10 protein-coding genes are annotated in these 16,015 nt (G+C 35.5%); 3 read left to right on the forward strand and 7 right to left on the reverse strand.

Going from position 1 to position 16,015, the window contains the following annotated elements; translation table 11 throughout:
- Positions 1 to 35: 35 nt before the first annotated feature.
- Positions 36 to 1,535, reverse strand: coding sequence for an NAD(P)H-hydrate dehydratase (locus QL232_RS03915; RefSeq protein WP_281613181.1), 1,500 nt, complete (start codon positions 1,533 to 1,535; stop codon positions 36 to 38).
- Positions 1,536 to 1,787: 252 nt separating this feature from the next.
- On the opposite strand from QL232_RS03915, the gene QL232_RS03920 reads away from it, so the two are divergent.
- Positions 1,788 to 2,483, forward strand: coding sequence for an HAD family hydrolase (locus tag QL232_RS03920; protein ID WP_281613182.1), 696 nt, complete (start codon positions 1,788 to 1,790; stop codon positions 2,481 to 2,483).
- 40 nt (positions 2,484 to 2,523) lie between these two features.
- On the opposite strand, the gene QL232_RS03925 is transcribed toward QL232_RS03920, so the two are convergent.
- The 3 genes from QL232_RS03925 to QL232_RS03935 all read right to left on the reverse strand — a co-directional run bounded on the left by QL232_RS03925 (position 2,524) and on the right by QL232_RS03935 (position 6,438).
- The gene (locus tag QL232_RS03925; RefSeq protein ID WP_281613183.1) at positions 2,524 to 3,771 is read right to left on the reverse strand and encodes an MFS transporter; all 1,248 of its coding nucleotides are present in this window, start codon (positions 3,769 to 3,771) and stop codon (positions 2,524 to 2,526) included.
- A 107-nt stretch (positions 3,772 to 3,878) separates the two neighbouring features.
- On the reverse strand, positions 3,879 to 5,423 hold the full coding sequence (locus QL232_RS03930; RefSeq protein ID WP_281613184.1) for a DUF1254 domain-containing protein: 1,545 nt from the start codon (positions 5,421 to 5,423) through the stop codon (positions 3,879 to 3,881).
- A 61-nt stretch (positions 5,424 to 5,484) separates the two neighbouring features.
- A complete protein-coding gene (locus tag QL232_RS03935; protein WP_281613185.1) occupies positions 5,485 to 6,438 on the reverse strand; it encodes a DUF561 domain-containing protein in 954 nt (317 codons plus the stop codon).
- 504 nt (positions 6,439 to 6,942) lie between these two features.
- Here QL232_RS03935 and QL232_RS03940 point away from each other — a divergent pair.
- Together QL232_RS03940 and QL232_RS03945 are read left to right on the forward strand one after the other, a co-directional pair.
- The gene (locus QL232_RS03940) at positions 6,943 to 11,298 is read left to right on the forward strand and encodes a di-heme oxidoredictase family protein (RefSeq protein WP_281613186.1); all 4,356 of its coding nucleotides are present in this window, start codon (positions 6,943 to 6,945) and stop codon (positions 11,296 to 11,298) included.
- A 10-nt stretch (positions 11,299 to 11,308) separates the two neighbouring features.
- Entirely contained in the window at positions 11,309 to 11,770 is a 462-nt protein-coding gene (locus QL232_RS03945; RefSeq protein WP_281613187.1) for a T9SS type A sorting domain-containing protein, read from the forward strand.
- 119 nt (positions 11,771 to 11,889) lie between these two features.
- Here the strand turns inward: QL232_RS03945 and QL232_RS03950 are convergent, their stop codons facing one another.
- From QL232_RS03950 to QL232_RS03960, 3 genes are read right to left on the reverse strand one after another with little or no spacing between them, the layout of a single operon-like run.
- Entirely contained in the window at positions 11,890 to 12,975 is a 1,086-nt protein-coding gene (locus QL232_RS03950) for a hypothetical protein (protein WP_281613188.1), read from the reverse strand.
- Between the two features lie 7 nt (positions 12,976 to 12,982).
- On the reverse strand, positions 12,983 to 14,851 hold the full coding sequence (locus QL232_RS03955; RefSeq protein WP_281613189.1) for a TonB-dependent receptor: 1,869 nt from the start codon (positions 14,849 to 14,851) through the stop codon (positions 12,983 to 12,985).
- Positions 14,852 to 14,853: 2 nt separating this feature from the next.
- A complete protein-coding gene (locus tag QL232_RS03960) occupies positions 14,854 to 16,014 on the reverse strand; it encodes an ABC transporter substrate-binding protein (protein ID WP_281613190.1) in 1,161 nt (386 codons plus the stop codon).
- Position 16,015 lies beyond the last annotated feature (1 nt).

Raw genomic sequence — 16,015 nt, forward strand, 5'->3', positions numbered from 1 at the left:
TAGACTTTATTGTTTATACTCCTTTTCTGTTTCTTTTATATACCTAGAAATACTTTTCCGATATTATCAATCAAATCTGAAGTGGTCATGGCTTCAACACTTTTATCTATTGCAGTATAATCTCCAGCTTTACCATGTATGTAAACACCGAGAATAGCAGCTTCTTGAGGAGTGTAAGGTTGTGCCAACAACCCGCTGATGATACCCAATAATGCGTCTCCACTACCACCTTTTGCCATACCTGGATTACCTGTAGAATTAAAGTGAATATGTCCATTAGGTAAGCATATAGCAGTATTCGCACCTTTCAATACGATAATTACTTTTCTTTCTTGTGCCATTTTTGAAGCAGCTTCCAAACGATCAAAAGAATTGATAAAATGTATATCAGTAAGCCTTTCAAACTCTCCCACATGAGGGGTTAAAATGGAATTTTCTGGTAAGAAATCCCACCATTCTTCGTTTTCAGCAAGCATATTTAAAGCATCTGCATCAATAACAACAGGCACTTTTGCATCTTCTAAAATCGAACGGATGGCTTTGGCAGTTTGTTCATGTTTTCCAATACCAGGACCAATTCCGATTGCACTAAATGGAGACAATAAGGTTGAGGCAACAATATGGTTTCTTGACGGATCAGCGATACACATAGCTTCCGGACAAGTTGCTTGCATTATTTCGTACCCACAGGCAGGGACAATCACAGTCGTTTTTCCGCTTCCTGATCGTAAGGCTGCTTTAGTGGAAAGCTGAACAGCACCAATCATTCCTTTAGATCCTCCAATAAGTAAAAGATGACCATATTTTCCTTTATGATCAAATCGTTTTCTTGGTTTGTATATCCCTTGAACGGTCTGAGAAGTGGTAAAGAAATAGGGAGTAGTGGTCGTACTATGATAACCTTTATGTAAACCAATAGGAACAATATGTAGCTCACCCACATTCTTTTCGTTCTCAGGGAAAAGCATTGATAGTTTAGGAATTTCAATACTTAACGTTATGTCAGCATTAATGATACTCTGGAAATGAGTAGAGTAATGATCTGTATATAGACCGGATGCTATATCAACAGAAATCACTGGATTATGAGAGGCATTGATCCGTTCAATTACTTGTAATGTAGTACCTTTTGGAGGCCTTGAAATACCGGAACCAAAGATACAATCAATAATGACTGTTTCGTCTGAAAAGTGGGGGATATCCTCAATTTCTCGTATGTCTTCACAAGAAATTTTCTTTGGTAATCGTTCTAGGTTTTCTTTGAAATCATCGGATGGGTGATCACCAAAATGTACAATATAACATTTCAAATTGTAGCCTTGTTGATGAAGAAGTCGGGCCATTACTAAACCGTCTCCACCATTATTTCCAATACCACAAACGATAGTAATATCTCTATAGCGATCTAGGTTTTCTTCGTACCATTCTGTGAGAGCAGTTGCGGCGCGTTCCATCAGGTCGATTCCTGCAATTGGCTCATTTTCAATAGTATATTTATCCCAATCTCTAATCTGCTGTGCCGTATATAGTTTCATGTGTTATTGCTTAATTTATTATTAAATAAGTTAACAAAATATCTATATAAAATCACTTAAATAGAAAGAGAAAATATATTTAAAATTGTATTTTTATCCATAGAATGATTTTATACTTACCCATTACTTATTATCCCAATGTTTGATATCAAAATGACCTTTTTTAGGTAGTTATTGGTCTTTTTGGGAAAATAAATATCACGTTGTGTGCGTATAAAAGATTATATATAAAATTTACTTACTAATCTTCTTATGAAACGAATTGCAGTATTACTATTATTATTTGTATCACAGTTTACATTTGCACAAGATAAAGTAGCCGTTTTTGATATGGATGGTACATTAATATCAGAAGAGCCTGCTTATGCTATGGCAATATTTGCTAAAGAATACGGACAAAACCAAATAGAAACAGTCAACGATTTAGTGAATGAACTAAAAGCATTGACGAAAAATCCAAGGTATGATAAAATGCTAAAAAGCTTTATGAAAACTGACCCGATTAAAGTTTATCCTCAAATGATGGATGTAGTGGACAGTTTAAAAGCTGAAGGATATAAATTAGTAATTTGTACTGGTTCCGAAGTTCGTTTCGCCAAAGCGGTTAATAAGAAATATTTTAACAATAAGTTTGATGTTGTTATTGGTTCTGAATTTAGAGCAGAGAAATTAAAACCTACAAATAGCAGTATCAATGATAAAGAAGGTAAAATAGATAACCTGAAGTCAAATGGAATAACACCAACAATCGTATATGGTAATTCTCATGGTGATTTCCCTATGATGAAATGGGTAGGAAATGGCGTCTTAGTTATTCATGATGATAAAGCTTCAGGAGAATATGATAAGCCTGAACAATACATTAAAGAATGTAATGAGCTAGGTTTTAAGACCATCAAAATTAGTGATTGGAATTTATCTGAAAATCCATCATGGAAGACTAAATAATATCAATATATATATTATGTAGCTAGAGAGCTATCACCAACTATTTTGCAGTTTGTGATAGCTCTTCTCTTTTTTTACTGAATTGAAAAAGTTGGAGGAGAACGATACATAGAAGTAAACCTGCAATCATAAACGTCCAAGTATAATTGTATCCAAATATATTTACGGATTGCATACCCAAATTATGTCCCACTAAATGTGAAATAGAGAAAGCAATGGTGTATAACGCCATATAATCTCCTTGGTATTTACCCGATGCTCTACTCATTGCCTCAGCATTTGAAAGAGGGAACATCAGCATTTCCCCTAATGTGAGTAACATCATACCAATGAATAATACCCACAAATCATGTCCAACGATCAATAAGATATAACTTAAAAGCACTAATACAATAGAGCTCATCATGATCTGCATCGTTGAGTATTTCTTCTGTTTTTCTACCCAATGTATTAGAGGCATCTCCAATAAGAAAATTACAAAACCATTACTCGATAGTAGTAATCCAATTACGGCTTCGTTCAGCTCATGGACCTCTTTGTAAAATAAAGGTACAGTACTGAAATATTGCATAAAGATTACCCCAAAAAATACCATTGAAAGGATAAATAGTAAGTAAGGAAAATCTCTGTAAGGTGACTGACTTTTCTTATTTTCCTCAAGTGAGTCATCATTCTCTTCAACCATCTTTTTCTTTGGTTGTATGGCTAAAACGAAAATAAGTAAAGCTAAGATACAGCTTACGCCATCAACCCAGAATAATGATGTATATCCCCAAGTCGCTATCAATAATCCTCCAGTGGCAGGACCAGCCGAAAAACCAAGATTAATGGCCAATCGGATCAATGTGATAGATTTAGTTCTATTCTTTTCGCTACTATATTGTCTTATAGCTACAAAAATTGGAGGCCTAAGAATATCAGTAAACAAAGTCACTAAAAAGAATCCTCCACATATCTCGTAAAAGGTATCTAATTCTTTTAGAAGGATTAACCCAATACCCGAAGTGAATAAACTGAAAATAATAATAGGGTAGAAACCAAATTTGTCAGTGAGTTTACCACCTAGCCATGAGCCAATTAATGACCCTACACCAAAAGAAGACATGACCCATCCAATTTCAGCCAGTGTAAATCCTTTTGCATCAGCTAAATAAATAGATAAAAAAGGGATCACCATGGCTCCAATTCTATTTATTAAAGAGACAACGGAAAGTACCCATATTTCTCGGCTTAAGCCTTGGTATATACTAATGAAGTTATTGAAAGCTAATCTGATGGAAGTGTTCATTTAGAAGTAAAGTTAGGTTTATGGAAGTGTTGCAAGTTAGTTATTAAATAATAAAAAAAGGTAACCTTTTGATGAAGTTACCTTTAATTTTGTATTATCTATTACATTTAATTTACTAGTTCAGCGTCAGAAGGATACCACTTGTTATCAAACCATGGTTCTAAAGGTCCATATAGTCTGAAAATAGTATTCCAGCCTTTAGAAGGATTAGTTTGAATCCAATTGTTCTCCATTCCTTTAGGTGCTTTTGGACCAATGAAAATATCCCAAGAGCCATCTTTATTTTGTACTAGACCTTTTTGGTTACTATCAATTCCAGGAAACTGTTGGTCTGTTTGTAACATAGATCTGGTCTGATTATCATAGATTGTGAATGACCAGAAATCTTTCATTGGAGGATTGGCAGGTACATGGAATTTATAGGTCTTACTTCCATCAAATACATTTCCATTTTTATCGCTGTAAGCAATAGAGTATTGAGAGCCTTTTCCAATAATTTTCATCGACATTGCAGGGGTTATACCTGTAGCATAAAAATGGAAAGCACTTCTGGCATCCAAAAGTCTTGCTCCATTATGTTCAAACAAATAACTTTTATAAGCCAAAGGATTTAACCATTGAGTATTTGGAAATTTATATAAGTATTCACTTCGAGGTTTTGCCATTTCAGTTCTTACAATAGCACTACCAATTTTAGAAGCTTCCTCTAAAATCTTTTTCATTCTTACATCAGGAGCAAATGTCTTCCCTTTTTCAATCCCGATTGCGGCAAGTGAACCTAAAAGTTCTGGATTTTCTGCAGCAGTAGGTTCAGATTGAACGACAGCGTTAATCTCTTCATAAATTTTTTCATCCATTCTATGAATGGTATTAAAGCTTTTTCCTGAAACATTCACAAAATTCATTTTAGGAGGATTTTTCTTTTGTGATAGTGGATAAACTTTATAGATTTCCTTTGTTGTATTTACGGCCGGCAATGGACTTCCATCTTTTTGAAAACCTCTCCATATTACCCAATGCCCATAAGTATTTGTCTTTACGACATGATAGCCTCTAGGTACTTTACCATTATAATTAGGAGGAAGTATTAAGAATTTACCTCCTTTTGATCTATCAGGACCTAAACGACCAAAGTCCGCTACATATTTAAAATAATGATCATCAATAATACCCAAAACGTCGGGTGGAGTTTCAATGACCATAGGTTCATCGCCTAATTCTAACCATGACATCATATACACTGATGTAGTGTTGGCTGTCAAGAACAAAGCTTTTGAATCCATTAATCCTTCGAACAAAAGAACAGTTTCATTGGCAGGGCCAAAAGATAAAATTCCTTGTTTCATGGCTTCCATAGAGGCGATTTGAATCCCTTTAGTGTAAGCATCAACTGCATTATGTAAGTCGATATAATCGTAAACTTTATCAACAGTTTCTGGTAAAGGAACGCCATCAAAGAATTTTAAGTCTCCAAGTTGTGATGAGTGAATGACGTTGGGGCTTTCAATTCCTTCAGGAATTGGTGTTGTCATTTTCATAGAAACGACTTCTTTTGCCTTAACTTCTTTTTCTTTTTCGGGTGATGTAGAAGTTTGGCAGGCACCGAATAAAGTGCCTGCTAAGAGTACTGTGAGTAATCTTTTAGCTTGCATGTAAAAATGATATAGATTGTTCAGTATATCTATACAATTTAAACAGAAATGCAGGAATAATCTAATTAAAAAGTTGGCTTATTCTATTCTTCTCTAATAAAAATGAAGACCACATATCATCTACCACTTCTTTTGCTGTTATAATATTATGTATCTGTGCTGAGATCTGTCCTATTTCTATCTCACCTTCTACTAAATCTCCCTCGAAAATACCTCTTTTTGATCTTCTTTTACCCAATATTTCAGATAGTTCCTCTTTATTTGCACCTCTTGCTTCAGCATCGGCTACTTTCTGATAGAATTCATTTTTTATTAATCGAACAGCAACTAAATCTTTTAAAGTAAGGATGGTATCTCCTTCTTGTGCGTCTACTATCTTATTCTTGAAATTATCATGAGCGGAAGATTCCTTTGTAATTGCAAAGCGAGAGCCTACTTGAACACCCTCGGCACCTAAAGCAAATGCGGCCAACATCGATTTACCAGAACCTATACCACCTGCGGCGATGACTGGGATGGATAATTTTTCAGCAATCGGAGGGATGAGGCAAAGCGTAGTTGTTTCTTCCTTACCATTATGTCCACCTGCTTCAAAGCCTTCCGCTACAATAGCATCAACACCCGCTTCCTGAGACTTCAATGCAAATTTTAAGGAGGAGACCACTTGAGCTACTTTAATTCCATTTTCCTTTAAAAATGCGGTATACTTCTTAGGGCTACCTGCTGAAGTAAAAACAATGGGAACTTTCTCATCAATAATAATTTCCATTAACCTGTCCACTTCAGGGTAAAATAAAGGGATATTGACACCAAAAGGTTTATCAGTTGCTGTTTTACATTTCTGAACATGTTCTAAAAAAGTTTCAGGGTGCATCGAACCTGCGCCAATAAGACCTAAGCCTCCAGCATTACTAACTGCTGATGCAAGTTTCCAACCACTGCACCATACCATTCCACCTGAGATAATAGGATATTTAATATCGAATAGTTGGCAAATTCTATTGTCTGTTGTCATAACTTTATGTGTTTATACGAGTAGTGAAGTTACTTATTACCTACTAAAAAACTATGAGCGACTGAAAAAAATGAAGTATAGTTTTTTAAGTATTTCTCAAAGACGAATGTTGAAATAGTATTTAAAATAACAAAGAATAATTATCAATAAATATGATGATTCCTAATTGTTTGGTGAGGGTTCATATGGCAGTAAAAACACTGATTATATCCATTTTCATCACTTTTAGCCACTATAAATGATGAAATTAAGTCTATTATCAAGTGAAAAAATAAACTACGCATCAACTTTTTATTTATGCGTCAGGATGTTAAAAAGAGTGAATTTATACTACTACTTTAATTGACGTCTATTAAAAGTGTGTGATTAATTTTGAAGTATATAAAAAGTAGAAAACAATGAGTAATTGCAGTAGATAATTCTTAGTAATCAGTCTAGGTTGATAATAAATTTCAAAAACAAGCCGATGAACGGTATAAATATTTTTTAAGACTGTAAAGTAAAATGAAAGAATTATCTACTATGAAAGAACGTAGCTCAAAAGAAAGAGGGTACCTGATATCCTATTGGGCAAACTTTCTGAAAAACAATCTAACTAACCTCTTTATTATGTGTTTATTGATGTATTCTCAAAACATCATAGCACAGAATTATGGTATTGAGGTTGATAATGGAAATGCAACGATCTATTTTGAAGATCAACCTGGTTGGACAGGGGGATGGAATTATATCTGTCTTGGAGCGAACTGTACTTCAGGAGAAAAAGTGGGGAATAGATGGGAGAGGCCAGTTACTGGAATTACTGTTGGTAATACTTACTCTATTCAAATAAAAATTGCTACCTCAAATGGACAATATATCTCTGATCTTCATGATGTAGTAGCAACATTAAAAGGAGATTCTCCTCAACCAGATCCAGACCCTGATCCATTGCCTACTTGTTCTGATGGAATCCAAAATGGAGAGGAAACAGGTATCGATTGTGGTGGCACTTGTGAACCATGTGAAGTGGTTTCTCCTCCACCAACCTCATCAAGATTTATTGAGGCTGAAGGTGGAGAATTAATTGGAAGTGCATCAAGATATACAGACGGTTCAGCGTCAAATGGCCAAGGAGTAGCCTATATTTCTGCTCAAGGAGCTGGTTTTAGATTACCCAATGTGCCATCAGCTTCAAGTGTTGAAATTATTTATGCTTCAGAACTTAGTGGTGAAATATCAATTTTCATCAATAATGAAGATGCAGGAAATATCGTCTTTAATTCAACAGGTGCTTGGGTGGGTACGTACCAATCTGTAAGCAAAACTATTGATATTCAAGAAGGTGATACTTTTGAAGTGAAGTTTCAATCGGGTGATGCCGCTTTAAATATTGATCAAGTTAAATTTATTGGGGAGCCATCACCTTGTAGTGGCTTAAACAACCCATTAAATGTTTATACAGGCGTTTCTACTATCAATGAAACGTCAAGTGGAGCATTGGATGGGTCGGTAACTTTCACTTTCAATAACGTCGAGAATGATTATGACTCACTTATGATCTTGTTTGATAATGACTCTTTTAGTGTTGCATTAACGGATCAATCTTTTACAATCAATAATAAAGCTGAAGGGAGTTATCCAGTAGCTCTAAAATGGTCCAATGGTGATTGTATTGAAGAAATAGGTACAGTGACAATAGGTTCTTGTGAAAATAACATCAAAGATGGAAATGAAATAGAAACAGATTGTGGCGGAGTTTGTCCTGCCTGCCCAGATCAACCAGTTCCAACATTTGAAGATTTGGTCATCTCAGTATCATCTTCTCCAACTGTTGGAGAATATTTAGTGGCAAAATATGGAGATCAACCAGCTAAAGCTATTTATACTTGGGATAATGATACCAACGAATTTAGTAGTTGTACTGGAGGTTGTATTCAAAGTTGGCCTGCAGTAGTAACAGATGCAAAAGTGAACTTAATTCTTCCACAAACTTTACCAAATGGTCTTGTAGGTGACTTTGGTTTAAGTGGTACTTGTGATGGAGAATTACAACTTACATTTAATAATAAACCTTTATATTATTTCTCTGGAGATAATAACACTAATGATATCAATGGTGAAGCATCAGGTGGTGTTTGGTGGCTTGTGAAAGAAGAACCACAAATTAATTTTTGTTCAGATGGTGTTCAAAATAATGGAGAATCAGGTATCGATTGTGGTGGTGATTGTACTCCATGTACACCTATAGTTGGAGGTGAAGGAACATGTGGTGACTTTGGTTTGACTATTATCGATGGACAAGGGTATTTATATTATAATGAAGAACTAGGTTCAGCACTTTATTTATGTTTAAACGGTGGATGTTATCCTCCTGATGTACAAGAAGACGGTTATTATAAAAGAGCAGTGAATGTACAACCTGGAGTTGATTATACGATAAAGGTGCAAGGAAGTAATGAGCAGGAAAAAGTAGTTCAAGTAGGTTTGTGTTATTTCGTACCTACTTGTAATGATGGCATCCAAAATGGTGATGAAACAGGTGTCGATTGCGGTGGTTCATCTTGTAATGCATGCCCAACTTGTGATGACGGAATCCAAAATGGAGAGGAAACAGGTGTTGATTGTGGCGGCCCTGATTGCCAATCTTGTGAAACCATTTGTAATGGAACACCAAATCCATTTGCAACGATTACTAAACAAAATGAGACATTTGAAAACGAAGCAGATGGTATCATTACGCTTTCTTTTGATGATGTTGAAGGAAGAGAAGTCATCGAAGTATCGTTAGATGGTGGTGTGACATATCCTTTTAGTGAGAATGATGATTTGAAATGGTTAACCATAACAGGTTTATCACCACAAGAATATCATGTTTTTGTGAGATGGGAAGGAGGTGATTGTCCGATGGATCTAGGCTATGTGACGATTCAAGAAGGAGGTCCACTTCCAACATGTTCTGATGGAATCAGAAACCAAGGAGAAACTAGAGTAGACTGTGGAGGTCCATGTGCTCCATGTGAAGAAGACCCTTGTGGCGAAGTACCATTAGTACTTTATCCAACACCTGCACTTCAAACTCCTATTCAAGGAAGCCCTGCTAAAGAACATGGTTGGTCATTTGATTTAAGTGAAGACTTAACGGAGGTTTCTGTTGCTATTGGAGGCGGAGTTGCTGACCAAATGCAGACGAATACGGGTACTTTTGAAATGCATTGTTCATGTAATCAAGTAACTTTCTATACTGCTGAACTAGGAGATAATCTTCAAGCTTCAGTACCTCAAGAATGTGTGGATGCAGGAGATTATTATTACTTCTTTAGATACAAACGTAATACAACTATGAATACATATGACCCAGCCGATATTTGGGTATACTCTGGTTTATTTACAACAAAAGGAGAAAGAATAGATCCTGACAACAGACCGACAATTGTAACAAAAGGAGCAAGCTGGATGAGATTTAGGCATCCTCACCCTCAAGATGGTATTACGGAAGCGATTTTTGATGCTTCTCATAATGGCTCTTTATTAAGAACGTTAGACCGTTATGAAACGGAAGTGACAGATGGATCGGATAATATTCGCTTTGAGCAGTTCTTGTACTCAACAAAAGATTATACAATTAGACATAAAGATCAGGAAAACCTTCCAGATAAAGATAAATTGATTTGGGAAGGAGGTAATAGAATACCTGTTCGTCGTATGGAATTCCTTGCAAAAGGTGGAGCATCTACACCTTCTTATGCAGCATACATTGCACCTGGAGGTGCTACCTATGATGAAGGCGGAGACTTATATCCATGGTCGGATATTGCAACTGTTAACTACGGTAATATTATTTCTTATGAGATTACTGCCGTAACAGCATTAGTAGATGGTGTACCTTGGAGTAAAGGAGCACAACATTATAACACTTTCCAAAATTATGTAGTAGGACAAGGGTTTAACACTTTTGGAGATCCCCGACTGGCAATGGCTGGTAGAGCATCAAGTAATATGATTCTTTCAGGATCAGGACAATTTACTAAAGAAGAGCAGGATGCAGTATTTACACAACACCTCATCACTTTAGAAGATGATGATGACGTAGATGATTTCCTTGAAGGCCATCATTTATTCCATGGTGTTAGACATAGAGGACAAGGAGACGGACAGCAAGACAATAGAGTATTAGGTGAAATTAATATTGGTTCGACTACTTGTGGTAGTTGTCACTTTAGAGATGGTAGAGGTTCAGAAGTAGTGAGTACACCGAAAGGTAACCTTTTACCTCCACCAGTTTATGGTGTTGGTCTGTTACAATGGATTGCTGGAGCTGAAGTTGGTTTAACTTGGGACGGTTCAGTACCTACTGTAGAAGAACAGACTGTAAATGCATTATTGAATGATCATGGTATTGATGCATCAGATGCTAATCAAATCACTCAAGAAGATGTAGACTTATTAGTAGCCTACACTAAATTCTTAACAGTACCAACTAGATCGAAGGGAGTATATGATGATCCACAAGTGGGAATTGGTCATGTGAAATTCTCGGAAATTGGTTGTGCTACTTGTCACTCTGAAACTCAGCGTACAAGAAATGATGCTCCAAAAGAGTTCAGAAATATTACGCTAAGACCTTACACTGATATGAAACTTCATGATATCGGTACTGGAAACAGCTATAGAACACCAGCACTTTGGGGATTGTATTACAATAAACAATTGTTAGATCGAAATGGCAAAGCACTATTATTTATGCACAACGGTTCTGCTACTTCGGTAGATCAGGCAATTATGCAACATGGTGGGGAGGCCGCTGGATCTAGAGCAGCATATGAAGAGTTGACTGCAGAAGAAAAAGAAGCAGTTATCAAATTTGTTGAATCTTTATAATAGCATCAAAATGAAAAAAATATTTTATATATCAATAGTATTAATTCTATCAGCATTTACATCAGCTTTGGCACAGCAAGATGTAGCGTCAATAACAGTAAAATGTCCACCTTGTAGGCCTATTGCAAGCTGTGACCAATGTTTTGAAAATCAAACTGCTGCAGATGAAGCCTGTGGTTCTTCTGCAAGAACAATAGGAACATCTCTTGAGAGTGAATTGTCTGATTATTCTATTAACGTATTTCCCAACCCAAGTAAACAAGGGAAGTTTACGGTTGAGTCAATAAATAATTTAGAGGGACATGTTCAATTATTCTCACCAGTAGGTGATCTTATTGAGGAATTTGATGTTAGTGATCAAAAAATGTTTAACGTCGGAACTACTCAAAGTCTACCTTCTGGAGTGTATATTATGACATATACCGATAAAGATGGGAATACAGTAACAAAGAAATTAGTCGTTAGTTTCTAATTTATTATATCAATTTAAAAGTCATCATAAATTCATTTTTATGGTGACTTTTTTAATAAAAAAAAGAGCCAGAAAGTAGGACCTTCTGACTCTTTACCACTTATTTTGACAAATTCTTTTTAGTAGAAAATGAAATGAACTGGGTTGACTCCTGCAGGGATTTCAGCTTTTTCATCACCACTTTCATTATATATTTTACATTTTCCTGGATTTTCATAATCAGGAGTTAATGCTACATAGATGTCGTTTGTTGAAGGATTTTGTGCAACGCCTGTAATTGCTGCTTCTTCGATTAATGTATCTACATTTTTACTTGCAGTATTGATTACTACAATTTCACCAGAACCAATAGCTAAGATTTCATCAGCATTAGTAGTTGGTTGAATATTACCTTCGTTTGTGATACCAGGGTAGTTGATGAAATTTGAATAAGAAAGACCGTTTACATCAATTTTTGCAATTCCTAATTTTGCTGTGTCAAAACTTGGAGACCAATCAGGGTTATAGCCATTACCTAAAGATACCCAGATCTCATTATTTTGATAAACAAAGTGTTGTGGATGAACTCCAACATCGATACTTCCTACTTTTTCAAAATCAGATGTATTGTAAACCTCCACTTCAGTAGTATTACTAGCAGCAACTAAGATCTTTCCATCTACCACTGCAATACCTTCTGGATTTGAACCTACTGAAAATGAATTTTCAATTGAACCTGTTGATAAGTTTACAACATGTACTTTTGGATCTATGTAACTGTAAACAAAATCAACAACTTTTTTTTCTCCCCATTGAGTAACATAAGCATAGTTGCCATCAAAAGCAGCGTATCTAGGAGTTTCTACTTCTGAGTTGATTACATGGATCTTCTTTAATGTTTTTGTATCGGCAATGATAATTTGCTCACTTAACGAAGTAGTGATCACCGTTAACTCACCATTTGAAGTAAATCCTTCAACATGTCCACCAATGATCTCACCGTTTTGATCTTTGTAAGCTTGTTGAGAAACAGTTACGCTATCATCACCAAAAATGGATGCACCCATGATTGAAGTAGTATTAGGCTTACCAAATTGACCATATGAGTTCAATTGGAAACCTTCTGAACCAGGAACATAAGGAGTTGACTCTTTATCTTCAACACATGATGAAAAAATTACTGCAATAAATGCAAAGATTAGCTGAAATTTGTAAAACTTTTTCATGTCGTTTTTAAAAATTGAAATTTGCTTTGAACATATAATTAATACCCGGCATAGGGTATTCTTCATAGTTCTGGTATTCTGAATTAGTTATATTATTCACTTTAGCAGTCAATAAAATTCTGCTATTGTTTATTTTGAACCATTTGCTTAATCCAACATTAAGTAGTTGGTAAGCGTCAAGGTTGTAGTAATCATTTGCTGTAGTTCTCTTGCCAACGAAATTACCATCAATATTAAGAGACCAAGTTGCTATACCTAAGTTGATGTAGGACCTAAAAAGGTTTTTAGGTACATACATAAGTTGTTTGTCTTTGTCTAAGTTCTGAGCATCAGTGAAAGAGTATGCTGCTCCAAACTTCCATTTTAATAGTTGTTTTGAATACTGATTTCCAATATCTGCACTTACTTCTACACCCCTAGAATATGTTTCTTTTACGTTGGCAGCATATGTAGGATTTCCTGGAATCCATAAGATTTTATTAAAAGTTCTAAGGTAAAATCCCGTTACTGATGTATTGAATGTTAGATGGTTGTTGCTTTTTGTATAGTCAAAGCCTAAATCAACATTATATCCATCTTCTGGTTTAATGTCTGGGTTAGCTTTTTCTCCCCAATACCTTTCGTTAAGGGTAGGGACTCTATAACTTCTTCCAGCCGAACTTTTAATTTTTAAGGATTGACTCCCATCTTCTAATGCGATATAAGATAAATTAAGTGAGGGTGTAAATGGAGCTGAGTATCCTGTAACGACTGTTTGACGTAATGTGGTAGATACATTAAAACGATTGGTGACATCCCATCTAACAGCAGCAAAAACGGATCCTCTAAATTCTTCTGTGTCGGCAGCGTAGGCATAAACATCTGGCCAAATGTTCATAAGGGTCAAACCAGTTTGTAATGTTAAACTGTTGGTTAATGATGTTTCACCTCTATAATCTCCTTGAACTCTTTGTGTGGCAATTTGGCTTCCACCGTTTAATAATTCATCTTGAATATAGGCGACACTTGCAGTATGTGTCCATTGATCATTCTTCACTTTGTAATTAACAACTCCTCTAAAATTTGTATTTTCAGTAGAGTCATAAGTACTGGGCTTCATGTTATTACCCATGATTGGTTGAATACCCCTTTGATCTTGTGTATACCATAAATTAACGGACCATTCTTCGTTTTCATTTGGTTTAAAATGAGTTTCATGAAGAATTCCTGCATGCCAAAAACCAGCATTTTGTTGTACCTGATCTTCTTTAGCATACTCATTATAAAATGTATAATCATTATCAGCCATCTGATAAAGGCCTACTGTCTTATGCTTCCATTTATTATTACCATATTGAGCTTTAAAACCATAAAATTGTTGATTGAAGCTTCCATATGCTGTTTGTATTTCAAAATGATTTTCACTCTCCCAATCCAATTGATCTTTAAGGATAATGGTGCCACCTACTGCACCAGAACCATATTGTGCAGAACTTGCTCCATACTGAAGGTCAATATTGTCAAAATAGAAAGTATTAATGGTAGACATATCTGTTTGACCTAACGTCAAAGAATTTAAGTTAATACCATTCCATACAATCGCAGTATTTTCTGGAGATGCACCACGAATAGAGATACTAGAAAGTTGCCCTGGAGCACCATATTCTCGAATATATACTGAAGCTTTATCTCTTAATAAAGTCGCTAGGGTACCTTCATTATAGAATTGCATTTCAGTACTGTCAAAGGTTTGAATATGTGCCCCTTGACTATAATACTTCATTGATTTGGCAGTGATCTCAACTTCTTTTAATTCTCGATCAGGAAGCTGATACTCTTGACCTACACAATAAGTGGAGATAAAGAATAAAACGGCCATTAGACCTTTTAATCTCATGATTAATTAATTTTTTGAAAGAAGTATAATTCGTGATCAGGAAGAAGTTCCGGATGGAAAATCTTAATAAGGTCAGCTAAAATGATTTCTGGGTGTAAAATTCCTGTACCCCAATAATCATTGGCTGCTTTATTCATTTTATTATTGTTGTTGTAGATTCCTCCGTTAGTAAATGCATCAAATTCAGCATATCTTTTGTCAATACCTTTTAACTCTTCTAAGGAATTGACCATGCCAACGTTAATCCAATATTTTGCATCTTTTCCTTTTGCATAAACGCCTTCTAAATCGAATTGTAAACTACCTTTTTGATCATTGTCGAACCAAGGATAATCTACATGAACATCATGAAAAGCTTTAGCCAAATATGAAGCTCCACCGGGTACAGACCAAAGGCCTTTGTACGGTAAACCACTAATCACTTTCGGAGAAGATTTTGCCTGAGTAGCTAGATGTTTATATTCGTTGTATTGCTTTGTAATGCTTTCAAACAAAGCATTTGCTTCGGCTTCCTTGTTAAGAAGAGCACCAAAAACCTTAATCCATTCGGCTCTTCCCAATAAGTCACTTTCTTGCCAGTCTGTATTGGCTAAGATGGGAATGCCTGCTTTTTGAATAACTGGGAAGGAAGTTGAAGATGTTGAACTGCTTCCTACAACCATAACCAAGTCAGCATCACTTAAGATTACTTTTTCAGCATTTCCTTCCATATCATAACCAACAGAAATAATACGACCTTCTTCCATACGGTCAATAATGTCTTGGCTATACATATAGGTTTTATCAACATACCCCCTTATGGCATCAATACTTCCAAGTTCTTCCATCATAGAAGTTTGTGCGGTGGTCGTTGTAATTACATTTTTTACTGGAATTGAAATAACTTGATGGCCTTTGTATTGATCAGGAAGAGAATTCCCTTTTGGTAATAATACAAATGTCTCTTGACCGTCGTTAAAAGGATTGATGAAGTGTATTAATTTAAGATTGTCCTTATATTCTAACTTAAAAGTTTTAGCATGTAACACTTCCGATTTTACTGAGCCAATATTTTGCTCTTGATTCTCTTTCTGAGACGTTTGTTTGTTTTCCTTCTGCTGACATCCAAAAAATAGGATGAGGAAAGAAAGGACTATAGTATATAGTGACTTGTTTAGCTGCATT

The organism is Flammeovirga sp. SubArs3, from assembly GCF_947387565.1.
Taxonomy (GTDB): Bacteria; Bacteroidota; Bacteroidia; order Cytophagales; family Flammeovirgaceae; genus Flammeovirga; species Flammeovirga agarivorans.